Annotated in this window: 20 protein-coding genes and 1 pseudogene; 14 read left to right on the forward strand and 7 right to left on the reverse strand. The window is 37.9% G+C overall.

Annotation, left to right across the window (positions count from 1 at the left end):
• The first annotated feature begins 15 nt into the window (after window positions 1-15).
• On the forward strand, window positions 16-597 hold the full coding sequence (gene def, locus FOC45_RS05620) for a peptide deformylase (RefSeq protein WP_009388530.1): 582 nt from the start codon (window positions 16-18) through the stop codon (window positions 595-597).
• 6 nt (window positions 598-603) lie between these two features.
• Window positions 604-2,937 carry a ribonucleoside-diphosphate reductase subunit alpha gene (locus FOC45_RS05625; protein WP_009388531.1) on the forward strand — a complete coding sequence of 778 codons (2,334 nt, stop codon included), beginning with the start codon at window positions 604-606 and terminating at the stop codon, window positions 2,935-2,937.
• Window positions 2,938-3,304: 367 nt separating this feature from the next.
• Here the strand turns inward: FOC45_RS05625 and FOC45_RS05630 are convergent, their stop codons facing one another.
• Window positions 3,305-3,472: a hypothetical protein gene (locus FOC45_RS05630; protein ID WP_009388533.1), complete on the reverse strand. Its 168-nt coding sequence runs from the start codon at window positions 3,470-3,472 to the stop codon at window positions 3,305-3,307.
• 108 nt (window positions 3,473-3,580) lie between these two features.
• Between FOC45_RS05630 and FOC45_RS05635 the strand changes: the two genes are divergently transcribed.
• The 9 genes and pseudogenes from FOC45_RS05635 to arsB all read left to right on the forward strand — a co-directional run bounded on the left by FOC45_RS05635 (window position 3,581) and on the right by arsB (window position 9,765).
• Window positions 3,581-3,907, forward strand: coding sequence for a helix-turn-helix transcriptional regulator (locus FOC45_RS05635; protein ID WP_155846685.1), 327 nt, complete (start codon window positions 3,581-3,583; stop codon window positions 3,905-3,907).
• Window positions 3,908-4,052: 145 nt separating this feature from the next.
• Window positions 4,053-4,217 carry a thioredoxin family protein gene (locus FOC45_RS12240; RefSeq protein ID WP_370513664.1) on the forward strand — a complete coding sequence of 55 codons (165 nt, stop codon included), beginning with the start codon at window positions 4,053-4,055 and terminating at the stop codon, window positions 4,215-4,217.
• Window positions 4,218-4,226: 9 nt separating this feature from the next.
• Window positions 4,227-4,670 (forward strand): nitrophenyl compound nitroreductase subunit ArsF family protein, encoded by a 444-nt coding sequence (locus FOC45_RS05645; RefSeq protein WP_009388535.1) that lies wholly within the window; start codon window positions 4,227-4,229, stop codon window positions 4,668-4,670.
• A gap of 1 nt (window position 4,671) precedes the next feature.
• A complete protein-coding gene (locus FOC45_RS05650; RefSeq protein WP_009388536.1) occupies window positions 4,672-5,379 on the forward strand; it encodes an aromatic aminobenezylarsenical efflux permease ArsG family transporter in 708 nt (235 codons plus the stop codon).
• 30 nt (window positions 5,380-5,409) lie between these two features.
• The gene (gene arsD, locus FOC45_RS05655) at window positions 5,410-5,736 is read left to right on the forward strand and encodes an arsenite efflux transporter metallochaperone ArsD (protein WP_009388537.1); all 327 of its coding nucleotides are present in this window, start codon (window positions 5,410-5,412) and stop codon (window positions 5,734-5,736) included.
• Between the two features lie 25 nt (window positions 5,737-5,761).
• Window positions 5,762-7,474: pseudogene (gene arsA / locus FOC45_RS05660) on the forward strand (arsenical pump-driving ATPase).
• A gap of 4 nt (window positions 7,475-7,478) precedes the next feature.
• Window positions 7,479-7,907 (forward strand): arsenate reductase ArsC, encoded by a 429-nt coding sequence (locus FOC45_RS05665; protein ID WP_155846607.1) that lies wholly within the window; start codon window positions 7,479-7,481, stop codon window positions 7,905-7,907.
• A complete protein-coding gene (locus FOC45_RS05670) occupies window positions 7,907-8,707 on the forward strand; it encodes a cation transporter (RefSeq protein ID WP_009388541.1) in 801 nt (266 codons plus the stop codon). The genes FOC45_RS05665 and FOC45_RS05670 overlap by 1 nt, the downstream gene beginning before the upstream one ends.
• An 11-nt stretch (window positions 8,708-8,718) precedes the next feature.
• On the forward strand, window positions 8,719-9,765 hold the full coding sequence (gene arsB / locus FOC45_RS05675; protein WP_009388542.1) for an ACR3 family arsenite efflux transporter: 1,047 nt from the start codon (window positions 8,719-8,721) through the stop codon (window positions 9,763-9,765).
• A 1,086-nt stretch (window positions 9,766-10,851) separates the two neighbouring features.
• Here arsB and FOC45_RS05685 read toward each other — a convergent pair.
• Window positions 10,852-12,087, reverse strand: coding sequence for a site-specific integrase (locus FOC45_RS05685; protein WP_155846608.1), 1,236 nt, complete (start codon window positions 12,085-12,087; stop codon window positions 10,852-10,854).
• Window positions 12,088-12,444: 357 nt separating this feature from the next.
• On the opposite strand from FOC45_RS05685, the gene FOC45_RS05690 reads away from it, so the two are divergent.
• Window positions 12,445-15,057 carry a hypothetical protein gene (locus FOC45_RS05690; RefSeq protein WP_231121914.1) on the forward strand — a complete coding sequence of 871 codons (2,613 nt, stop codon included), beginning with the start codon at window positions 12,445-12,447 and terminating at the stop codon, window positions 15,055-15,057.
• Between the two features lie 80 nt (window positions 15,058-15,137).
• On the opposite strand, the gene porV is transcribed toward FOC45_RS05690, so the two are convergent.
• On the reverse strand, window positions 15,138-16,238 hold the full coding sequence (gene porV / locus FOC45_RS05695; RefSeq protein ID WP_009392303.1) for a type IX secretion system outer membrane channel protein PorV: 1,101 nt from the start codon (window positions 16,236-16,238) through the stop codon (window positions 15,138-15,140).
• Window positions 16,239-16,678: 440 nt separating this feature from the next.
• Here porV and FOC45_RS05700 point away from each other — a divergent pair, with 440 nt between their 5' ends.
• Window positions 16,679-17,941: a site-specific integrase gene (locus tag FOC45_RS05700; protein WP_009392298.1), complete on the forward strand. Its 1,263-nt coding sequence runs from the start codon at window positions 16,679-16,681 to the stop codon at window positions 17,939-17,941.
• Between the two features lie 221 nt (window positions 17,942-18,162).
• On the opposite strand, the gene FOC45_RS05705 is transcribed toward FOC45_RS05700, so the two are convergent.
• From FOC45_RS05705 to FOC45_RS05720, 4 genes are all read right to left on the reverse strand, one after another.
• A complete protein-coding gene (locus FOC45_RS05705) occupies window positions 18,163-19,446 on the reverse strand; it encodes a glycosyltransferase (RefSeq protein WP_009392297.1) in 1,284 nt (427 codons plus the stop codon).
• 117 nt (window positions 19,447-19,563) lie between these two features.
• The gene (mnmA, locus tag FOC45_RS05710) at window positions 19,564-20,757 is read right to left on the reverse strand and encodes a tRNA 2-thiouridine(34) synthase MnmA (protein ID WP_009392295.1); all 1,194 of its coding nucleotides are present in this window, start codon (window positions 20,755-20,757) and stop codon (window positions 19,564-19,566) included.
• Window positions 20,758-20,828: 71 nt separating this feature from the next.
• The gene (gene gldG, locus FOC45_RS05715) at window positions 20,829-22,511 is read right to left on the reverse strand and encodes a gliding motility-associated ABC transporter substrate-binding protein GldG (protein WP_009392293.1); all 1,683 of its coding nucleotides are present in this window, start codon (window positions 22,509-22,511) and stop codon (window positions 20,829-20,831) included.
• Window positions 22,508-23,224, reverse strand: coding sequence for an ABC transporter permease subunit (locus tag FOC45_RS05720; protein ID WP_009392291.1), 717 nt, complete (start codon window positions 23,222-23,224; stop codon window positions 22,508-22,510). Before FOC45_RS05720 ends, gldG begins: the two co-directional genes overlap by 4 nt.
• A gap of 446 nt (window positions 23,225-23,670) precedes the next feature.
• Here FOC45_RS05720 and FOC45_RS05725 point away from each other — a divergent pair, with 446 nt between their 5' ends.
• Window positions 23,671-24,930 carry a lipopolysaccharide assembly protein LapB gene (locus FOC45_RS05725; protein ID WP_009392289.1) on the forward strand — a complete coding sequence of 420 codons (1,260 nt, stop codon included), beginning with the start codon at window positions 23,671-23,673 and terminating at the stop codon, window positions 24,928-24,930.
• The last annotated feature ends 88 nt before the right edge of the window (window positions 24,931-25,018 follow it).

Raw genomic sequence — 25,018 nt, forward strand, 5'->3', positions numbered from 1 at the left:
AAAACCATTAAAAAAATGAAACTTCCCATATTTGCTTACGGAAATAATGTACTCAAAGTCAAGGCACAAGCCGTAGCCTCTGATTTTCCCAATTTGCACGAACTCATCGCCAATATGTGGGAAACGATGGAAAAGGCCAATGGCTGTGGGTTGGCAGCACCGCAGGTCGGAAAATCGTTGCGGTTGTTCGTTGCCGATTCTCAATTGCTTTACGAGGCGATGGACGAAAGGGATAAAATAGCCTATTTCGAAAAAGGCGACACGGGTATTCGGCGAGCGTTTATCAATCCGCAAATAAAAAATCTTTCCGAAGAACAATGGGAAGAAGCAGAAGGCTGTTTGAGTTTGCCCTTTTTATCAGGAAAAGTAGCCCGTTCGTGGTCGGTGGAATTGAGCTATCAAAACGAACAATTTGAAACCATCACCGAAACTTTTAGCGGAATGACTGCACGCGTGATTCTCCACGAATACGACCACTTGGAAGGCATTCTCTACATTGACCGCGTGAAACCCTTGGCGAAAAAACTGATGCAATCCAAACTCCAAAAACTATTGAAAGGAAATCTAGTTCCTGCTTATGCTATGAAATTCAAATAAAAAAAAATGTTTGTAATAAAGAGAAACGGAAAAAAAGAAGCTGTTCATTTTGATAAAATTACGGCTCGTATTCATAAACTCATCTACGGCTTATCAATTTCGGAAAAAGATGTAATTGAAATTGCTAAAAAAGTCATTCAAGGGATTTACGACAATATTACCACTACCGAACTGGACAACCTTGCGGCAGAAACCGCCGCTGCACAAACTACCATTCACCCTGATTTTTCGGTCTTGGCGGCACGCATCGCCGTGAGCAATTTGCACAAAAACACTCTCAAATCGTTTTCAAAAACCGCTCAATTGCTCTACGAATACACCGACCCCATAACCCAAACCCACGCACCTCTCATCTCCGAAGAAATTTATAAAATCATTCGTAAAAACGCCGATGAACTCGACAGCAGTGTCATCTACGACCGCGATTATAATTTTGATTACTTCGGATTTAAAACCTTAGAGCGTTCCTACCTCATTCGTACCAATGGAAAGGTAACCGAACGCCCACAGCATCTCTTTATGCGTGTGGCGTTGGGCATTTACAAAGAGGATATTCAGGCGGCGATTGAAACTTACAACTTGATGAGCGAAAAATGGTTTATCCACGCTACACCAACGCTTTTCAACGCCGGTACGCCCAAACCGCAAATGTCGTCTTGCTTTTTGCTGAGTATGACCGAAGACAGCATCGCTGGGATTTTTGACACCCTCAAACGCTGTGCTTTGATTTCGCAATCAGCGGGTGGTATTGGTGTGAGCATTCATAACATTCGTTCCACGGGGAGCTATATCAAAGGTACAGGCGGAATTTCCAACGGCATTATTCCGATGCTTCGCGTGTTCAATGATACGGCTCGTTATGTAGATCAAGGCGGCGGCAAACGCAAAGGTGCTATTGCCGTCTATATCGAACCGTGGCACTTGGATATTTTTGATTTTATTGATATTCGTAAAAATCACGGTAAGGAGGAGATGCGCGCAAGGGATTTATTTCCTGCCCTTTGGATTCCTGACCTCTTTATGCAACGCGTAGAAGCCGACCAAATGTGGTCGCTCTTTGACCCCAACGAAGCACAAGGGCTGTACGAGGTGTATGGCGAAAAATTCAACGAACTTTATACCACTTACGAAAACGAAGGAAAATTTCGCAAGCAAATCAAGGCACGCGAACTCTGGACAGCCATTCTCGAAGCTCAAATCGAAACCGGTACACCTTATATGTGCTACAAAGATGCCGTGAATGAAAAATCAAACCAAAAGAACATTGGTACGATACGCAGTTCCAACCTCTGCACCGAAATAATGGAATACACCAACGCCGATGAGGTGGCGGTGTGCAATTTGGCTTCCTTGGCATTGCCTCGCTATGTTTCCAGTGGGGGATTTGATTTTCAAAAACTCTACGAAGTAACCAAAATCGTTACGCGAAATCTCAATAAAATCATCGATGGAAATTATTATCCCATTCCTGAGACCAAAACTTCCAACGACCGCCATCGTCCGATAGGCTTAGGCGTGCAGGGCTTGGCAGATGTGTTTTTACTCCTCCGTTTGCCCTTTGAAAGCCCAGAAGCTCGGAGGCTGAACAAGGATATTTTCGAGACGATTTATTTTGCCTCGATGGAAGCCTCGATGGACTTGGCAAAGGAGCAAGGGGCATACAGCTCGTTTGCAGGGTCGCCGCTTTCGGAAGGGAAATTTCAGTTTGATTTGTGGCAAGTTGTCCCTTCTGACCGTTGGGATTGGGAAAAACTTCGCCAAGAGGTGATGACCCACGGCGTACGCAATTCGCTTCTTTTAGCACCGATGCCTACCGCCTCTACTTCGCAGATTTTGGGCAACAATGAGTGCTTTGAACCCTACACCAGCAATATTTATAACCGCCGTGTGCTTTCGGGCGAATTTGTGGTGGTGAATAAATTCTTACTCAAAGACCTCATCGAGTTGGGACTTTGGAACCCTACGATGAAAAACAAACTCATCGCCGAAAATGGTTCGGTGCAAAACATTCCTGAAATCCCTACGGAGCTGAAAGAATTGTACAAAACCGTTTGGGAAATCAAGCAAAAAACCATCATTGATATGGCGGCAGAGCGAGGAGCGTTTATCTGTCAGTCGCAGTCGCTCAACCTCTTTATGGCAGAGCCGAATTTGGCAAAGCTCACCTCGATGCACTTCCACGCGTGGAAAAGCGGACTCAAAACGGGTATGTACTACCTCCGCACCAAAGCCGCCGTAGATGCCATCAAATTTACCGTAGATACGCAGCTGCTTTTAGGACAATCACAAGTAGCCTGCTCTCTAGACAACCCTGAGGAATGTTTGGCGTGTGGAAGTTAACTTTCTATTGAAACTATTCGTTTTTGTTGCAAAATTGAAACTACTTATATAATCTATTTTAAATAAAGAAGATACAGGAATTACAAGAAGATTAGGTAATGATTTAGTAATAGTTCTTATTTCATTTGATTATACCTATTTTCTCAGTAACTTCTAGGTGCAAAGGTACAACATCTTGACAATATAACCAAAAAAAATTACCTTTGCACCCACAAACGTGCGTTGCTGAGGCTGTCTAAAAAGTTTGGTTTAAACTTTTTTGACAGCCTCTTTTTTAGTATTATTTTTCTACAAAGGTTGAAAAATCAAAGTTTTTTACTTTCTAAGCGGCTTCTGATAGATGAGAAGATAGAATAACAGAATTTTGTTATTTTTTTGCTATGTTTTCAGTCGATTTAGTCTTCGTTTGGGCAGTTTTAGCCCTATTGGAAACCAATTTTCTAAAATTGTGTCCAACTGCCATTGGTAAAAACTCCATTTCTACCTTTTCTATTCCCCAATGTGTAAAGCGATTGAATTTGTTATTATTTGTCATATCCTAAAATAGGTTTACACTAAAAATAGAAAAAATATGCCATATTATTTGGCTATTCAAAATATTGTTCGTACCTTTGCGAACAACAAAGAAGAAAGGAGAATTAGAGTGAAAGAGAAACAGTACACAACAGAGCAGGAACAGATTGCTCGGTTTGCCAAAGCAATGGGACATCCGACACGGATGGCTATTCTTGCTTTCTTGGCAAAACAAGATAGTTGCTTCTTCGGTGATATTCACGAAGAACTACCTATTGCTAAAGCAACCGTTTCGCAGCATTTGAAAGAATTGAAAGAAGCTGGCTTAATTCAGGGGGAAATAGAAACACCCAAAGTCCGGTATTGTATAAACCGGGAGAACTGGGAACTTGCCCGAAAATTGTTTGCAGCTTTTTTAGGGGACTGTAAATGTAAAGATACATCGTGCTGTGAATAGCAGTACCTTTTTTTGGAATAAACGTTCGTAGTTCTACGAACTACGATTATTATATTAACTTTAAAGTAAAATGACAATGAAAATTAAAGTATTAGGAACTGGGTGTTCAAGCTGTAAAGCCTTGTACTAAACTACCAAACAAGCTATTTCAGAATTAGGTTGCGATGCAACCCTTATCAAAGAGGAAGATTTATTAAAAATCATGGAGTATAACATTTTAGGGCTTCCGGCTTTGGTGATTGACGAGAAAGTCGTATCAGCTGGGAAAAAGTTATCCCTTGCAGAAGTGAAAGAGTTGATAACCAAATAAAAATGAACTATGAGAAAATTATTTTATCTACTGATTGCAACGCTGGTCTTAGTTTCCTGTGGTAACGATTCAAAGAAAAAGACCGGAGAAAATCAAGCGGAAGAAATACAGTCTAACCGCATAGAGGTTCTTTATTTTCATGGAGCGCAACGGTGTATCACTTGTCGGGCGATAGAAACAAATACAGAAGCCCTTTTAGATAGCCTTTATTCAAAAGAAAAAGCAGACGGTAAAATTATCTATAAAGTGATAGATATTTCAAAGAAAGAGAATGAAGCGATTGCAGACAAGTACGAAGTTACATGGTCGTCTTTGTTTGTTAACGGCTGGAAAGACGGCAAGGAGAATGTAAACAACATGACCGAGTTTAGCTTTTCCAATGCGAAAAATACACCGGACAAGTTTAAAGAGGGAATTAAAAGCAAGATTGACGAATTGTTAAAACAGTTGTAAGATGGATTTTCTTCAATCGCTATTAGATAACAGTTCTATTCCTGCTATTACAGCTTTTATATTGGGGATTTTAACGGCGGTCAGCCCGTGTCCGTTAGCGACCAACATAACGGCAATAGGATTTATTAGTAAGGACATAGAAAACCATCACCGGATATTTATAAACGGATTGCTTTATACTTTCGGAAGAATAGTAAGCTATACGGTTCTTGGCTTTATCCTTATTCCTATTCTCCGTGAGGGAGCAAGTATGTTTATGGTTCAAAAAGCCGTAAGCAAGTACGCGGAAATACTGATTGCTCCGGCGTTAATCATCATTGGAATATTTATGCTCGATGTAATAAAACTCAATCTACCGAAAATCAATATCGGCGGTGAAAGTTTGAAAAAGAGGACTAAAGGCGGTTGGGGGGCTATGCTATTGGGTATTTTATTTGCCCTTGCTTTTTGTCCTACCAGTGGAGTATTTTATTTCGGTATGCTTATGCCTTTGTCAGCAGCGGAAACGGGCGGGTATCTCTTACCTATAATTTACGCTATTGCTACGGGATTACCCGTAATCCTTGTTGCATGGATTTTAGCGTATAGTGTTGCCGGGCTGGGTAAGTTTTATAACCGGATGCAAATATTTGAGAAATGGTTTCGTAAAATAGTTGCCATCCTCTTTATTGCGGTAGGAATTTATTATGTAGTAGTCTTTTATCTATAAACATAGAGTATCATTTTAAATAAAAACAGTATGAAAAAGATAGAAATTTTCGACCCGGCAATGTGTTGCCCTACGGGTCTTTGTGGAACAAATATTAACCCTGAATTAATGCGTATTGCGGTTGTTATTGAAACATTGAAGAAACAGGGTATCATCGTTACCCGTCACAATTTACGTGACGAACCGCAAGTATATGTAAGTAATAAAACAGTAAACGAGCATCTGCAAAAATATGGGGCGGATGCACTGCCTATTACTTTAGTGGACGGTGAAATCGCTGTTTCAAAAACCTATCCTACCACCAAACAAATGAGTGAATGGACGGGTATCAATTTGGATTTTATGCCAGTAAAATGAGTATTCACCAGCTAATTATATAAAAATGAAAACATTTAATTTATCAGATATAGATTTGACGAAATACCTTTTCTTCACCGGAAAGGGCGGTGTTGGAAAAACTTCGATTGCTTGTGCTACTGCGGTAGGCTTGGCAGATAATGGAAAGAAAATACTTCTTATCAGTACAGACCCGGCTTCAAACCTGCAAGATGTGTTTAATCAAACACTGAACGTACACGGCACGGATATTCAAGAAGTACCCGGCTTAACGGTCGTTAATCTCGACCCGGAACAAGCCGCAGCCGAATACAAGGAAGGCGTTATTGCTCCTTTCCGGGGACAACTGCCCGAAAGTGTAATTCAGAATATGGAAGAACAACTTTCAGGGTCTTGTACGGTAGAAATTGCGGCTTTCAACCAGTTTTCCGATTTTATCACGGATGCTGATAAAGCAAAAGAATACGACCATATTATCTTTGATACAGCCCCCACGGGACACAGGTTACGAATGTTACAACTACCATCAGCGTGGAGTACATTTATTAGTGAGAGTACGCACGGTGCATCTTGCTTAGGTCAATTATCCGGTTTGGAAGAACGGAAAGGTATCTATAAGCAGGCAGTTGAAACACTTTCGGATGCAAACGCAACCCGCTTAGTATTGGTTAGCCGTCCTGAAATCGCACCATTAAAAGAAGCCGCCCGTTCTTCACATGAATTGCAATTACTGGGAATTAGAAACCAGCTATTGGTAATCAACGGGCTTTTGCTGCAATTAGATGAAGCCGATAACGTATCGAAACAGATATATGACAGGCAGCAAAATGCCCTGAAACAGATTCCTGCGGAACTGCTGGAATATCCGTCTTATTATGTTCCTTTGCGGTCATACAATTTATCTAATATTGCGAATATCCGCCGGATGCTTTACAATGATAATTTAACAAATGATGCGAACTATCAGCGGATTACCGATGCCAAAGGGATGGATGAACTGGTAAACGACCTCTATCAATCAGGAAAAAGGGTTGTTTTTACTATGGGAAAAGGCGGCGTGGAAAAAAACACTTTAGCCACTGAAATAGCCCTGAAATTAACAAAACTGGGTGCAAAGGTGCATCTTACCACCACTGACCCGGCAAACCATCTGAATTATAACCTGGCTGTTCAGGCTGGCATTACGGTAAGCCGGATTGACGAAGCGGAAGTGTTGGAAGCCTATAAAAACGAGGTTCGCAGTAAAGCTGCGGAAACAATGACAGCCGAAGATATGGAATATATTGAAGAAGATTTGCGTTCACCGTGTACGCAGGAAATTGCAGTATTCCGAGCTTTTGCTGAAATTGTTGATAAAGCAGAAAAAGAAGTCGTAGTCATTGAGACCGCGCCTACCGGACACACTTTGTTATTGCTGGATGCAACGGAAAGTTACCATAAAGAAGTACAACGTACACATGGCGACACTCCCGCTTCCATAAGAAAGCTGTTACCACGTTTGAGAAACCCATAGGAAACAGAAATTGTTATTGTGACCCTGCCCGAAGCAACACCCGTATTTGAAGCCGAACGTTTGCAAATGGACTTACAACGTGCCGGGATTAATAATAAATGGTGGGTCGTGAATGCTTGCTTGTCATTAACAGGCACCGAAAATTCTTTCTTGCGGGCAAAGGCGCAAAATGAATTGGCTTGGATTAAGAAAGTAGAAGAATTATCAAAGGGAAATGCTGCCCTGATAGCTTGGAAAAACAACTAAAAACATGAAGATTTTAATTCTTTGTACAGGAAATAGCTGCCGCAGCCAAATGGCACATGGCTTTTTGCAATCATTTGACAATAAACCGGATGTCTTTTCAGCAGGAACAAAACCTGCTGAAAAGGTTAATCCGATGGCGGTAAAGGTTATGGATGAAATGGGTATAGATTTAACCCACCATACCCCTAAAAGTGTAAACCTATATATAGGACAGGAATGGGACTATGTTATTACGGTCTGCGGTGGGGCAAACGAAAGCTGCCCGATGTTTACGGGTGAAGTAAGGAACAGGCTGCATATAGGATTTGACGACCCATCAGAAGCAACCGGAACGCCGGAGTTTATAAACAGTGAATTTCATCGGGTACGGGATGAAATAAAAGCCCGCTTCTATCAGTTCTACATCGACCATATCCAAGGAAAACAAGAATAATGCACCAATATATCTCTAAGTTCAATGTTCCAAAGATGGATTGCCCATGCGAGGAAAATTTAATCCGTCTGAAATTAGGCAATAGCCCCTTAGTGGAGCGTCTCGATTTCGACTTGGCGGAAAGAACCTTAGTTGTCATCCATCACGGGGAAGTGAAGTCGATTCAGGAACAGCTTGAAACATTAAACCTCGGTGCCAAGCTAACAGCATCTTCTCTCTGCGATGAAGCAAAGTCTGAAACCACCTCCAAAGTTCAGAGACGGGTGTTGTGTTGGGTGCTCGTCATCAACTTTCTATGTTTCATCATAGAAGCCACAACAGGCATCATCTCCCAGTCGATGGGCTTGGTCGCAGACAGTTTGGATATGTTGGCAGATGCTTTGGTTTACGGCATGAGTCTGATGGCTGTTGGAACAACTATAGCCCGTCAGCAAAAAGTAGCAAAACTCAGTGGCTACCTTCAAATTTCACTGGCTGTATTGGGGCTCATCGAAGTTATCAAACGCTTTATGGGCCTCGAAACGCCCCCAGACTTTTTAGTTATGATTGTCATCTCGTTCATTGCACTAATCGCCAATACAGCCTCTCTATGGTTGTTGCAGCGCACAAAGAGCAAGGAGGCCCACATACAAGCCAGTGTTATTTTCTCAGCCAACGATGTCATTGTCAATATAGGAGTCATCGTTGCAGGGCTGTTGGTTGGACTATTGAACAGCAACGCCCCTGATTTGATCATAGGCATCATTGTCTTTCTCATCGTCATTAGAGGCGCGATACGCATACTGAAACTCTCAAAGTAAAACTATAACATATGGAAAAGAAACAAGGAATTGGATTTTTTGAAAAATACCTGACTATCTGGGTTGCCTTGTGCATCATTATTGGAATTGCCGTGGGACAATGGCTCCCGGCAATTCCGCAAACATTAAGCAAATTTGAATATGCCAACGTGTCTATACCCGTGGCAATCCTGATTTGGTTAATGATTTATCCGATGATGCTAAAAGTAGATTTTCAAAGTGTTAAGAATGTCGGCAAGCGTCCGAAAGGAATTATAGTCACTTGTGTTACAAATTGGCTGATAAAGCCATTTACCATGTTCGGAATAGCTTATTTGTTCTTCTATGTGGTTTTCAAAGCCTTTATACCTGCCGGATTAGCCGAAGAATATTTAGCCGGGGCGGTATTATTGGGGGCTGCACCTTGTACAGCAATGGTGTTCGTGTGGAGTTACCTTACTAAAGGGGATGCCGCTTATACACTGGTACAAGTGGCAGTGAACGATTTAATCATATTGGTAGCGTTTGCCCCTATCGTTGCTTTCTTGCTGGGAGTTGGCGGCGTATCTATCCCGTGGGATACTCTGTTGCTATCCGTAGGGCTGTTTGTTGTAATACCACTTGCTGCTGGGGTCATTACCCGAATAATGGTTATCCGCCGCAAAGGTGTGGAGTATTTCAATAACGTATTTATTAAGAAATTTAATAATTATATGGTAGGTGGATTGCTATTAACGCTTATTATCCTGTTTTCATTTCAAGGAGAAACGATACTGAACAATCCCCTGCATATCTTATTGATTGCAGTTCCGCTTGTGTTGCAAACGGTTCTGATATTCTTCGTTGCTTATGGTTGGGCGAAATGGTGGAAATTACCCCATGATGTTGCCGCACCTGCCGGAATGATTGGGGCAAGTAATTTCTTTGAATTGGCGGTTGCTGTGGCTATTTCTCTTTTTGGTTTACAATCCGGGGCTGCATTGGCTACGGTGGTGGGCGTGCTGGTCGAAGTTCCGGTGATGTTGATGTTAGTAAGGATTGCCAATAACACACGAAGCTGGTTTCCGGCTACAAAATAACAATAGGGCAAAAGTCCTAATCTAACTTTATCGTAAAAAGGCTTGGTGCTGGAAATGTTTGTTTCTAACGTTTCTGGCATGAGGCTGTCCAAAAAGTCTTCAAAAGTATGATTGCCTCTCACATTTTGAAAAAGTCCAAGACTTTAGTAAAATGATTAGACTAACAATCAATAACTTTTGGTTCCCTTGTAGGAGCGAAAGGCAATTCGCCCTCACAAATCAAAACTTTTTAGACAGCCCCTTTTTTTTGTCGTTTAGTTTAATGCAATAAAAATATAAAATTAAAAAACCACGACTTCGGAGTGCATTTTAAGCTCCCTGCAAGGGCAAGTGGTTTTGAGTGCCTAAACGCCTAATGCGTGCCTCAAAACACAACTTGCTCTGTTCCGGTGAACAGAAAATTCTCCCTAAAGGTCAAATTTTAATTAACCATAAGAAAAGAAGATAAATACTACAAGCTCATAAAGTGATTTAGGGCATATTAGCAATATATTTAATCACTTACTTACAGAGTTATTTACAATTCTATGTAAAGCTATATGTATATTTGTACATTACTTTGCATTTACGTATCAACGTAAGCAAGTACGTACGAAGGTAAAAACGTAATTAGGTAGCTACATAGTTTGAAATTTTTTATTCGACAATGGGAGGAAAAGCGGTATTCGTTTCAAAAAACAATCTGTAAGAAGCGGCATTTTTCTCATATTTGACATTTTTTTATTCGCTTAAAGGTCGGAATGAGCTGGTTTCGTTTCGAGTGCCATAAAAGGTCTGTGTTTAGCTTCTGCAAGGTTTTTCAAAAAAATACTACCCGCAGGACAACGGATAAGGGCTGGAGATTTTTTTGAAAACCCATCGGGCTTGACCTTGCAAGAAGCGTTAAGAACACAGAAATACCTTTGCACTCGAACAACGAACCGCCATTACGTGCCTTAAGTGTTTAAAACAGGGAAAATAGGTAAGTCTTAATAACACTCTTATCTTTGTGAGATAGCTTTTTGTAAGGCAACAAAAAAATCCATTGACACATCTCTTTTTGAAATATTATCAATGGATTTCTAATTTTTAAAAGACACTGAGAAGCTATCCTATCTTTAAATTCTTTAATCGTTCGGCAGCAATTTCCATATCCTTGCTGATTTTCTCATTGGTGATTTTAGCATAAATCTGGGTAGTTTTGATATTCTTATGTCCCATCATCTTACTAACACTTTCCAAGGGAACCCCTTCTGTTAAGAACAGAGTACCAAAGGTATGGCGTGCCCAGTGAAATGAAATGGGTTTTTCACGAATGATGTTACAATCTTTCATCATCTTTCTGATTAAGAGGTTGCAATTAGCATTGGAGGGTGTAGGAAACAATGCCTCTGTACGAGTCGTACCTTCATATTTTTCAATAATTTTCTCGGCTATATCCAACAGACGTACATTACAGGGCACATCAGATTTCTGACGGCGTTTGATAAGCCATTTGTTGCCGTCAAAGAACGATTGTAAGTGGCTTCTTTTAAGTTGTTTGATATCAATATAAGAGAAGCCTGTAAAGCAACTAAAAACAAATAGGTCTCGTACTAATTCAGCAGAAGCACTCTTAGGGTGATATTGTAAAAGAGTTTCTACTTCCTCTCTAAGCAAATAGCCTCTATCTTTCTCCTCCATAGAACTTATATAATTCTTAAAAGGATTGCGATAGATAATTCCTTTGTCTATGGCTATTTCTACCATTTTACAAAGGGGCATCATATAAACCCATATTGTGTTGTGAGTAAGACTTTTATTAACTCTAAGATAGAAATCAAAATCGTTGATAAAGTCTTCTGTAAGCTCTTTGAAAGAAATATCACTTCTGCGGTATTTATACTGGATAAACTCGCTCAAATGAGTATATACATTCTCATATTTGTTAAGAGTGCTGTAACTTCTAACACCTTTTTCTACCATCAAGGCAAAGCCTTCTTTGAAATTCTCATAGACTTTTAGCAAGGAATCTTCCATTACTCCTATGCCTAGAAAAGTAGCTTTTAGCTTCTGAGCAGTAACCACTCCCTCGTACTTCATCAACTCCTCATAATGAGTAATGATACGTGAGCGAATCTCTTCCAGCTTGCGATTAAGTTGGGTAGCTTCTTCTGTTTTACCTGTTACCCTTCCGTACTTCAAATCCCATTTCTGTGGAAGGATTTCAAGTTTGGTACTAAACTGAGCTACCTGATTGTCAATGGTAATACGCCCCATAATAGCAACCTTACCGTTCTTTTTTGGGGCATTCTTTTTAAGGTAAAACAATACCTTAAAGGTTGAGCGTTTTACTTTTTTCATACTCTAATTTTTTAATTTGCTAAAGTACTTTTTATCAAGTTACTGTACAATATGAAAAAAGGTGTAAAACACTGAAATATAACCTATTAATAAAAAATATTTTTCAAGGTACTAGGTAACGATTTAGAAACCTAATTTTGAAAAAACCTATCTAAAACATCTAAGACCCTGTCTTCTCTTATCTTCCTGTCAAAAAAATAATCCTCTTTGTATGAGCTAATTATATTATTTTTTGTAGTTTTGCTTTTTATTCGTAATTTTGATTTAAAAGAATTTAGATATTGGTATTTTGATGCTAGTGCTAAGATTTCAACAGGCTATTTTATCAATGGCTTTGGAGGCGGTGCTTATTACAATATGAAACGAAATGCACTCGCTGCCCCTACTGAATTTTCTCCCTCAGGACTTACGTATGAACCTTATCAAGAAGGAGGATTAGGACTAAAAGCATTAGTGAGTTTTGCAATAGGTTCAGACAAGGCTTTCAATGGAGAAGCTGCTTTTGAAATGTTATTCAACAAAAATGGAGGATTAGATTTTTCTGCTATTTATGGAAAAGGAAATATTTTGGCTAATATTCCTGGAATGGAAAACATACAGAATTTAGTTTCAAAAGTATCAAAGAGTTTAGAAAATAAAGCAGCCTTCTTAGGTCTAGAAACTAATAATGAAAAACGCAGTAGTTTTGAAAAACGCTTCTTACCCCTTGCTGAAAAAGCAATACCTACTACTGCTGATAATAAGGCTACTATTCAATTCAAGACAGCTATTCAGTTTGATATAGCCAATCAAACTACGCACGGTACTCTTGATGTGTATATCAATGCTGGGTTCATATCAGGTGTAGGTGAAGGAGGTAGAGCAGGATGGGCTGTTTTTCATAAAGACCCTAATGATTGGTATTTACACATTGGTACACCTGATAATAGAATAGGTATAAAAATGGGGGTAGCAGGTGTTTCGCTTAGAACGACTTCTTATCTTATGACAGGTACAAAATTACCTGCTTCTCCACCGCCTCCTGCCAATGTAGCGAGTATTTTAGGAGTAGAAGCACAGGAACTCAATTATATGCGGGATGAAAATGCTTTAGCTAATGCAGGAGGTTTTGCCTTTGGTTCAGATTTAAGTATAGATACTGGTGATTTATCATTCCTAATTTTCTATGCTAATTTCAAAGCAGGTGTTGGATTTGATATAATGCTTAAGAATTATGGAGAAGCAGCGTGTAGAAATACAGGGGAACAGGTAGGTATAGATGGTTGGTATGCTAACGGACAATCTTATGCCTATTTGCAAGGTGAATTAGGAGTGCGTGTAAAATTGCTTTTTGTTAATATGAGAGTCCCTATCATTTCAGCTGGAGCAGCTGTATTAATGCAAGCTAAATTGCCTAATCCTGTATGGTTGCGAGGTTATGTAGGAGGTGAAATGAATGTATTAGGAGGACTTATCAAAGGAAAATTCAATTTCAAAGTAACTATAGGTGAACAATGTGACTTTGGAGGAGCAGCTGGTGCCTTTGAAGGAATGAAACTCATCGCCGATGTATCTCCTAAAAATAACAGTAATGATGTAGATGTATTTGCTGTACCTCAGGCTACATTTTCAATGAAAGTGAATGAACCTTTTGAAATTCCAGAAGATAATGGAAAAAGTACTTATAGAGTAGTCCTTGAAAAATTTAATGTCCTTGATGATAAAAATCAACAAGTTAAAGGTAGATTAGAGTGGTCTCACTTAAAAGATAGAGCTAATTTTATTCCTGAAGATATTTTACCTCCTCAAAAGAAATTTAAAGTGCAAGTAGAAGTTAGCTTCCAAAAACAAGAAGGAGGTATATTCAGACCTATCACCCAAAACGGACAAGTAGCTAAAGAACTTGAAGAACGCACATTTACAACAGGTACAGCTCCTAATTATATTCCATTACAAAATATAGAATATGCTTACCCCGTAGTATCACAAAAATTTTTCTTAAAAGATGAGTTTGAACAAGGGTATGTAAAACTTAAACAAGGACAAGACTATCTATTTGAAGGTAATCAATGGGAAAATGGAGTGAAAATTATAGATAATCAAACTCATAAAGCACAAGAGGTGGCATTTGTTTATAACAATGATGCTAATGAGATTACTTTCGCTATGCCTAAAATACAAACAAAGTCAGCTTATAAAGTTAGCTTTTTCAGTAAACTTGTAAAAACTAATGCAAAAGATGAGAAGAAAGAAGTTACTGAAAATGTAAAGAGAACTCAGGAAGAGGGTAATGATTATGAGGTTTTACAAAAACAAGCTCAATCATTAAGTAAAGACGGCGAAATAGAACGATTAGCGTATGATTTTAGTACTAGTAAGTATAAAACGTTTAATGAAAAAATAAAAGCTATCAAAGTTTCTTATTACAACTTTATTATACATTACTCTGATGTAATTTCTCTTGCTAATAACCTTCAAAAATCAGAACCTTTTGAAGTAGTAGACCTTGTAGGTAATGAGTACTCTAAGAAAAAACCTCTAATTGCAGTAGAAGCTACTTTGCAGGATGCTTATTTTAAACAATACATAAATCCTACTTTGTATAGCCAATTACCAATTGCTGGAAAATATCAATTAAGAAGAGATACAAAAGAGTGGGGACAAATACCCTCAAAGGCAATTTCTATTGATAATCATTACCTAACTAGTGTACAAAATGAAATTTTCTCGCAAGGAGTAGATAATTACTTTCCATATCAATATGATTTAGCATTGGCTTATAAGATGGATTTTGTAGATATTATCAATCAGATTTCTAATGATGTAAGCAAAGGAATGGTATCTTTCTCAAGCCCTGCCCATCAATTTCTAAAAAATACTTTTACACCTATGAGAAAAGGTGATTATTATATCAAGCTTACATATACCTTACCAGGTGATAAAAAATCATCAGAAGCATTACAGATGTTTAAAAATCCTATTGATGATTAGTATAACTCCTTTATTTTCAGAAAAACTCCTGTAAATAACAGGAGTTTTTTTGTTATATTATCAAAAGAGAAGAAATGTAATTAAAAAATGTACTGTAATGAAATTCTAAGAGAGTTACTCAAGGGATTAACCGTTGAAGCAGTAGAAAAAAGGTAAGAAAAATCAAGTTGCCAATGTTGCATATTAAAGCCTGTGCCAATAGTAAAATATTTTTTATCCCCTTTATTTTTATGCTGATAGAAATAGCCTGTACGCAAACACCAGTGTTGTAAATAGCTATATTCAAACCCTAAAGCCCAAGAAATTTCTCGCATCTCTTCCGAAAAACCATTAGGAGCATCTGTAAACGAAGTAAAAATACCCTCTAAAAAATCAGTCTTTTTATGTTTTTGTGTATCAGAAGGAACTAATAATTTATTAAGTTCTAAAAGTAAAGAAATATCATTCTCATTATCTATAGATAGAGTATAACTTCCACTAATTTTAAAGTTTGTAGGTAGAAAAAACGATTGTCCTAAATCCTCATATTTTATTTTACTCCCTATATTTGAAATCTGAAATCCAAATAAGTAATTTCCCAAATAATTACCTATAAGATGTTTTTCAGAAGTATAGTAACCTGAAATATCAAAAGCTATCCCTTGTGCAGTAGATTTTTCTTCTGTAGGTAATCGCAAATTAGAATGCAGGTAACGAGCCGTAATTCCCATCGAATAATATTCGCTTAATTTCAGATTATATGACAAGTCTAACAGCCATTCTGACGGTAAAAAACTGCCTAATCGGTATATCTCACTCCCGAAAAGTTGAGTCTGTTGGATTGCTCCTATGCTAAAATAACGAAAACTACTTCCCCAAGCACTCCTGTTCCCCTTTCTATAATAACTCAAATTAGCTAGAAAAATATCACGAGACAATTTGTTTAAGTAAGGCGTATAACTCATTCCTATCCCTGATTTTGGCAGTGAAAAAACATATTTTGATGAATTCCAATATTGTGAGAAAATATCAGGAGAAGAAGCACCCCCTATATCTCCTCTGCCTGAGGCTATAGCATCAGGGCTTATAAGTAAAAAAGGAAATGCCGTAGTAATAGAATGCTCTTTCTCTTGTGAAAAACTATTAAACCAGTTTAGTAAGATTATAAGCGCATAGAACTTTAAATGTTTTTTATACTTCATCGTTGATAAAAATATTTACCTTGCAAAATTACACTTTTTTGATATACCCTCTAATAGTTTATTATAAAATTGATAAAAGATATACTATTGGCTTAGTGATTTTGAATAATGAAAAAACGTTTTCTTACAGGAAAAAAGAAAAGAAAAAATAATTTATATCTTAGTTCCATTTTTTATTTCTATATTTGCAATTCAAATAGAAATGTATTTGTATTTTAGATTTAAAAGTATTTCAATTTAATTTCTAAAAAATGTTATCTTGATACTTAAAATCAACAATAGATAGAGTATATAACCGAGTATTACAGCAACCTATGATTTCTATTTTATAAAAACTGTAATATTATCAATTGGAATATTGTAGTGCAATATTTTAGAAATAAAGGTTTTTTTGTATAAATAAGCAAGATAGATGTGTAAGTTAGAAAATAACAGTAAATATGAAATCAAAATACCATTGTCAATTTCTGTTAGATAAAGAAAAAAACAAACTTGATGCCCGTATACGTTATCGTATAAAGTGGCAAGGGAATATTATCGCTTTTAATATAGGGTATCGTGTAGATATAGATAAATGGAGCGAAGATACTCAACGATGTAAAGCTAATACAACACACGGAAAAAAGAAAGTTCCTGCTAATATAATTAATAGGAAGTTGCAACAATTTGAACAAGCCTGTGAAGATGCTATAAAATATTTTGAGGTGCAAAATGTAATACCAACTAAAGAGGAGTTCCAATTTGTTTTTAATTCTAATGTTGGAAGGGAGAAAAAAGTAGTATTAGAAAAATCATTTTTTCAATATTATGATGATTTTATAGCTGAGGAAGGGACTTTTAATCAGTGGACAGCTGGCACCAAAAAGAAACTTCACGTTATAAAAAAACATTTATTTAATTTTGACCCTAAACTTACGTTTGAAAAATTTACCGAAGAAAAATTAGTTGAATATCTTAGTTATTTACAAGGAGAACTAAAGTTTAAGAATGCTACTGTTACAAAAAATATATCCTTTGTGAAATGGTTTTTACGATGGAGTTATAAGAAAGGATATAATACTAACACTTTCTTTGAGAACTTTAAACCTAAGTTAAAAAACACTCAAAAAAAGATTATCTTCTTAACTCCTACTGAGTTTAAACATTTTAGAGAATATCAAATCCCTCAGCAAAAGAAATACCTTGAAAGGGTACGTGATGTATTCTTGTTTCAATGTTTTACAGGACTACGTTATTCAGATGTTGAAAACCTAAAGAAAAATGATATAAAAGATGATTTTATAGAAGTGACTACACTGAAAACAAGTGATAGTTTAAAAATAGAATTAAATCAATATAGTAGGGCTATTTTAGATAAATATAAAGACTATAAGGACTGCAAAGGAAGAGCTTTACCTGTCATTACTAATCAAAGAATGAATGAGTACCTAAAAGAACTAGCTGAACTAGCAGGTATTAATGAATTAATTCGAGAGACCTATTATATAGGAAACGAACGCTTTGATGAAGTAACTCCTAAATATGCATTGATAGGTACGCATGCAGGAAGACGTACATTTATCTGTAATGCACTTTCATTAGGTATACCACCTCAAGTAGTAATGAAATGGACAGGACATAGTGATTATAAAGCTATGAAACCCTATATTGATATAGCCGATGAAACTAAAGCTAATGCAATGTCAAAATTTAATTTATTATAGTGTTTATTTTAGTCCCATATTAAAAAAGTAGGGACTAAAAATACTTGTGTTCATTGTTGTTTATTAATCTTTATTGATATTTTATTTTTTGTAACTTACTGAAAATTAGATATTTTGTATTTTATTAAACCTTATTGATATTGAGAACAAGTCCCATCTTCTCCACAAATAAGGGACTAAATTATTGCATTTAGTCCCTTATTTTTATACTGTAAATCTTGCTATTTATCATTTATCAGCCTTGCTAATTGCTCTGTTAAAGCCTTTCTGCTGTATCGTTCTATGCCTAGGGGGGTTGTGCTAAGGGTGCCTGCCTTAAACTCTTTGTAATAAGCCTCTAATTGTTGTTTCAGCAGGGTTTTATCCTCATACCCAACAAAGGTGCCGGTCTGTGTTTCTGTAAGTATAGGCATAACATCCCAATCCTTGGGCCCTATGGCTATAATGGGTCTCCCCGAAACTATATATTCAAATAACTTGCCGGCTATAATCCCTTGAGTGTCTTCCGAATCTATCTCTATAAGTAGCAATACCTGCGAAGATTTTTGCAGCTCTACAGCCTGCTGATGACTTATGTATCCCTTATAAGTATAATAGGGGGTAAGCCCCTGATTATGAATTTCCTCTTCTATCTCTTCACTTACCTTACCGGCAAAACAGAGGCTAAAATCATCAGCAAAATGGGGTACTTCACGCACCATTTCAGCCAATACTTCCCATAGTATTTTGGGGTTTCTATCAGATAATAACGAACCTATATGGGCAATAAGAAACTTTTCCGATAGGGGAGGGGTTACTGTTGTTTCAAGGTCATAACCATTGGTAATTACCGTTATAGGGGTATCAGTCAGCTTCTGAAAATCTCTTTTAGTCTTAAAACTAGTGGTTATTATTTTGTCTGAGAGTTGTAGCACTTCCTTTTCCCAATAATGCTGACGTGCATCAGCCCATCGGGTTAGCCGTAGGTCTTTGTAATAACCAATAGTAGTCCAAGGGTCACGAAAGTCACTAATCCACTGCAAATAAGGTAATTGCTTCTTTAGTTGGTAACCTATTAAGTGCACGCTATGGGGGGGCGAAGTGGTGATAATCGTTTCTATATGCTGTTCGCGTATGTAAGCAGCGAGATATTTCACTGAGGGTTTTACCCAAAACTTGCGCGCATCAGGTATAAACAGATTGCCACGTATCCATAGCATTAGTTTCTCTAATACCGATACTTTCTTGCGAGGTATAATCCCTGCGCTAATTTTTTGGGTTTTCTTTTTAGAAAAAAGCGATGCTAAGCCATAAGGCTCCCATATAGGCTGCTTGATGACTTGTAGGTCTGCTGGCAAATCATCAGCTATAGCCTCATCAATAAGCGGATAAGTAGGATTTTCAGGAGTGTATATTATAGGCTCAATACCAAAGTCACGCAAATATTTAGCAAACTTCAGCCATCGTTGTACTCCAGGGCCACCTGCAGGTTTCCAATAATAAGTTATGATTAATACTTTTTTCATATATGCTATTAAGGCAAAGCCCTCTTTTCTATTCTCCTATTTTACATAATATACATTATGGATTAATCGTAGATAGCCCGAAACTAGGCTGAACAGCTTGCTGCCTCAAATTAATCATTAATTAATAACACCGCTGCCTATAAGCTCATCATCAGTATACCACGCTGCAAATTGTCCTTCAGTGATGGCGCTTTGCGGTTCCTCAAAGTGTATGTACAAGCCATTAGGAGCGCGGTATAGCACAGCCCGTTGTAGCGGTTGTCTGTAGCGTATCCTTACCATATAAGTAGCTGTTTTTCCTTCTTTAAGGGCTAAATCTTCGCGTATCCAATGAATGTCAGATTCAGCTATAAACAAAGCATTGCGAAACAACCCGCGATGTGCGTGCCCTTGTCCTGTATAGATAATATTTTCATCTATATCTGTCTCAATAACGAATAGTGGTTCTTTGGTGCCACCAACATTCAGCCCTTTGCGTTGTCCTTTGGTAAAATAATGGGCTCCTGAGTGGGTACCTACTTTTTTGCCATCTTCTCTTTTGTAGACAAAGCGCTGCGATTGGTATTCCAATTCGCCCTCATAAGTATCAAAAACTCGTGGATGGTCAAAAGCAGCATAACCTTCCCAGTCGTTAGGTATTTCTATAATGTCGCCTTCTTTGGGCTGTAGTTTTTGCTGTAGAAATTCTGGCAAACGTACTTTTCCTATAAAGCATAGTCCTTGCGAATCTTTCTTATCCGCAGTTACTAAGTCTTGTGCTTTAGCGATAGCTCTCACCTCCGATTTTTGCAGTTCTCCTATTGGGAAAAGTGCTTTACTTAGCTGTTCCTGAGAGAGTTGGCATAAAAAATACGATTGGTCTTTGTTAGCGTCTTTACCCGCTAATAGTCGGTATACGGGCTGTCCGTTTACACTGATTTCTTCTTTTCGGCAATAATGCCCTGTAGCCACATAGTCAGCCCCTAAGCTAAGGGCGAGTTTCATAAATACGTCGAATTTTATTTCGCGGTTGCACAGCACATCAGGGTTCGGAGTCCTGCCGTGCTCGTACTCGTTAAACATATAGTCCACAATGCGTGCTTTATAGGGCTCACTCATATCCACTGTTTGAAAAGGGATACCCAATTTCTCGGCTACCAACAAGGCATCGTTACTATCTTCTAACCAAGGACATTCATCTGAAATGGTTACCGAATCATCGTGCCAATTCTTCATAAAGAGCCCAATCACTTCATAACCTTGCTCTTTAAGCAGATACGCCGCCACACTACTGTCTACCCCTCCACTAAGTCCTACTACTACTCTTTTCATATTTTTTATTTTAATTATTTACGTCCTCTAATTGACAAATCGCCAAATCGTCAAATCGCCAAATCGTCAAATTATCTCTTGTTTTTCTTTCTATAAAAATATCCCGACAATAGCATCACTATCACTAATACTAAAAGCGGATACAAGAAAACCTTTATCTGCCAAGCTTTTGCACTTTCAGCCACTTTTTCTTTGTCTAAAAATGCCAATTGTACTTTCTTGTTGCGCAGTGTCAAAAACTCGGTATCGTGTAACAGATAGTTCATGGCATTTTGCAGAAAAGCCTTATTGTCATAGTATTTACTTGTCCAACGGTCAAAACCGAGTTCTAAAGGCATTTTGTGCTGACTGTCAAAGTCGTTCTTAATAATATCGCCGTCCGATACCACTATCATTTTAGTAGGGCGACTTAGGGTCGCGTTTTCTTTTAGTTCTAATGGGCGTACCCTGTCTTTATACATCGATTTGAACTCCCCTTCTAATAGTACAGCCAAAGGAATATTGCCCTTTTTGTAAAGCTCTTTGTTCATCGCTTTTGGGTCTATACGCAAGTTGATTTCACGCGGTGTACCATCAGCTTTAGAGAAAGGCGAACTGCTGAGCAGTACCGTCTTTTTTACCCCGTTTTTAAGCGTGTCTATACCATTGGCAAACTGTAGCCTTACCGCATCTAAATTACTGTTTATTAAGTGGTTATTGCTCGATAGCACCATAGGATTATACACCCAAGGGATATTCATATACCGCGATTGCGATCCGTCTCCTGTAGCCACTACTATTTCAGAAAAATAAAGGTCGTTTATTAAGGTGTAATTAAGGCGAAAACCGTACTGAAAAAACATATCAGTAAGGTTTAGGTCAATAGGCATTGCCATAGTCACCCCCCCTGTTTTGTACATATCTTCTAATGATACATTCACTTGGTCTATTAGCCATAGCACTCGCCCTCCGTTCATTATATATTGGTCTATTACCTGCTTTTGTTCGTCCGAAAAAGGACTTGTAGGCTTGGCTACCAATAGCAAATCAAACTTTTCTAAATCTTTTAGGGTCTTTTCGGCATTAGTAGCCACCGAATCGAGTGTAAAAGGAGCTATAAAGTAGTATTCGCGTGCTGTTTTCAGGAAATCGTATAGATAAACGTCTTCCAAAGTGCCATTACTTCTTAGTATAGCTATCTTTTTTTGTTTTTTTACAGTGAATTTGTGTAGAGCATCAGTCAGGTTGTACTCTAATCGCTGTACCGAGTTCTGCACTCGCTCTTGGTCAGTAGTACCAAGTTTGTCGATAAATAGGCGTACTTTTTCTACTCGCTTGCCATCGCTTATTACAGCCCAAGGGAATATATATTCTACTGACGATTTACCGGCTTCTGTTTGTGCTATCTGCAGCGGTTGCAGTCCGTTATTTATAAGGTTTTGTATAGCAGCATCAGCGTTGGGTTCATCTTCAAGCGGATTCACGAAATTCACGATTAAGTGGTCATTAGCAGCCGTATATTCCTCTAATAGCTGTACCGCCTCAGTCTGTAGTTTTTTAAATTCAGTAGGAATATTGCCCTTCAGCAGCACATCTATTACCAAAGGTTGCTGTATTTGGCTTAGGGTCTTGCGCGTAGTTTCCGATAGGGTATAACGCTTGTCCTGAGTTAGGTCGATACGGCTGTGCCATTGTTGGGCTATATAGTTGATAGCCAGTAGCAAAAGTAGTGCCCCCCCTACCCTACTGAACGTATTGTTAAAGTATCTTTTCATCGTTTATAGGCTTTGAGTGATAAGGTAGTGAGATATATAAAAAATAGTATAATAGACAAAAAATAGATAATATTACGAGTGTCAAGCACCCCGCGCGAAATAGCGTCAAAATGCACTTGCAGCCCATAACCTGTAGCATCAGGCAGCAGCAAACTCAGCAATTGGTCAAAGCCAAAGAAGAAAAAGAAGCACAAAAAGGCAGCCAGTACAAACGATACCATCTGGCTGCTACCAATAGCTGAAGCCCATAGCCCTATAGCGGCAAAAGTAGCGATAAGCAAGAACAGAGCTATATACGAGCCTACTGTCTCAGCGATACCCAAATTACCCACAGGATTACCCAATACCCATAGCATATAGACGAAAATCGTAGAAGGTAATAAGGTGATAAAGAGCAAAAAGAGAACGCCCAAATACTTACCAAATACTATTTGTAGAGTGCTAACAGGTTTAGTGAAGAGCAGAGATAGCATACCGCTGCGTTTTTCTTCAGAAATACTGCGCATCGTCAGGGCAGGCACTAAGAAAACGAATAGCCACGATGAGAGGCGAAAAAAGGGTAGTAAGTCAGCAAACCCAGCGTTAAAAAGGTTATAATCAGTTTTGAAAACACATAAGAACAGCCCGTTAAGCACTACGAATAGCCCTATGATGGTGAGCCCTATAGCCGAAGTAAAAAAATAACGGACTTCTTTTTTGAATAATGCATACATAGTTATCAATATTCTATTGCGCTGCAAAAGTAGTAATTAATTGGCAAATGAGCAAATTTACTCATTTTCCAATTGGCTAATTTGCTAATTTACTAATTTGCTAATTTATTTCCTCCCAGCCTTCCCAATCTCTTTCTCAGAAAATTTTTCTCTTTACACCTACCCTTTACTATAGATATAGGAAAGATACAAGAAGAGCGAACAATTAGCGAAAGATGAGCAAAGTATAAACGTCTAATCATCCTCCCAAAACCAGAAAAATATGCTACCTCCACCCTATTTACCCTATCCTCTCAAACTTCTCAATTCTCTCAGCCCTCCCATTAACCTAAGTAGCAAATCAGCAAATCGACAAATTTCCTAATTAAAATTTGGTACTTTCAAAAAAATGTAATACATTTGCCACTCGAAATACGTATAAAACAAGGTTAAAATTACAAAACAATATGAAAAAACCATTATTAATTGCTGCTTCTCTACTTATTTCAGTAGCAGCTTTCGCACAGAAAAAAGAACTCAAAGAGATTGAAAAACAAATCCGTAAAGGCGATTTAACCACCGCTCAAGCAGGCTTAAAATCCCTAAAAACTGCAGTAGAGGGTACCGAGTTTGCTCCTCAGTACTATTTCTTAGAAGCGCAAGCCAATGTTGAAATGGCTAAGAAAAATACCAATGTAATAGGCTCTTTACAAGCTGCAGGGCAAGCATTTACTAAAGTGAGACAACTCGAAGGTGGTAAAGGTAAATACACCTCTCAGCTAAAAGAATTGTCTAATGATGTTATCAATATCGCTGCCAAACAAGCTGACCTAAACTACAAAAACAAAAACTATAAGAATGCTGCTATCGCTTTCGAGCAAGTATACCGTTTAAGCCCTCAAGATACTGTTTTCTTATACAATGCTGCTGTAGTATCTGTAGAAGGTAAAGATTATGACAAGGCTGTAAAACTCTATACAGAGCTTAAAGATTTAGGATATGACGGTAGCGAAACTCTTTATATTGCTACTAATAAGCAAACTAAAAAAGAAGAAACTTTCGGAGATAAAAACCAACGTGACCTAATGGTGAAAGCCAATACACACGAAAAACCACGTACCGAAAAAACACCTTCTAAGCGTGCTGATATAGTTAAGAATATTGCGTTTATCTACGTAGAGCAACACAAAACTGAAGACGCTATCAAAGCTTTCGAAGATGCTAAAAAAGCGTATCCAAAAGATGCTAACATCATCCTTGCTGAAGCTAACGTATACCTACAATTAGATAACAAAGACAAGTTCAAAGAACTAATGCAAGAAGCAGCACAGCTCGACCCTAAGAACGCTGACTTACACTATAATATAGGTGTTATCAATATGCAACAAGGCAACGTACTCGAAGCACGTAAGGCTTTTGAGCAAGCTCTCAAAATTAAACCAAGCTATGCCGATGCAGCTCTCAATATCTCAACTACTTATATCAACGAAGGTAACGGACTTATTGAGAAAATGAATGCTTTAGGTAATTCTGCTGCTGATGTTAAGAAATTTAATGAGTTACGCGACCAAAAAGACGATTTGTTCAAAAAAGGTGCTGAAATATTAGAGAATTTCACTAAATCTAACGGAAATGTAGAAAATATCTTAGAGCAACTTAAGAATATCTATGGTGCTTTAGGCGATAGTGCTAACTTCCAACGTGTTAAAAAATTATTAGGACAATAATAAATCAAAGGAATTACTATTTTAGTAATACCTAAAAATAAAAAGTAGGAATAAACTTAATTCCTACTTTTTTTATTAGAATTAAAAA

Source organism: Capnocytophaga sp. FDAARGOS_737, from assembly GCF_009730375.1.
In the GTDB taxonomy this organism is placed as follows: Bacteria; Bacteroidota; Bacteroidia; order Flavobacteriales; family Flavobacteriaceae; genus Capnocytophaga; species Capnocytophaga leadbetteri.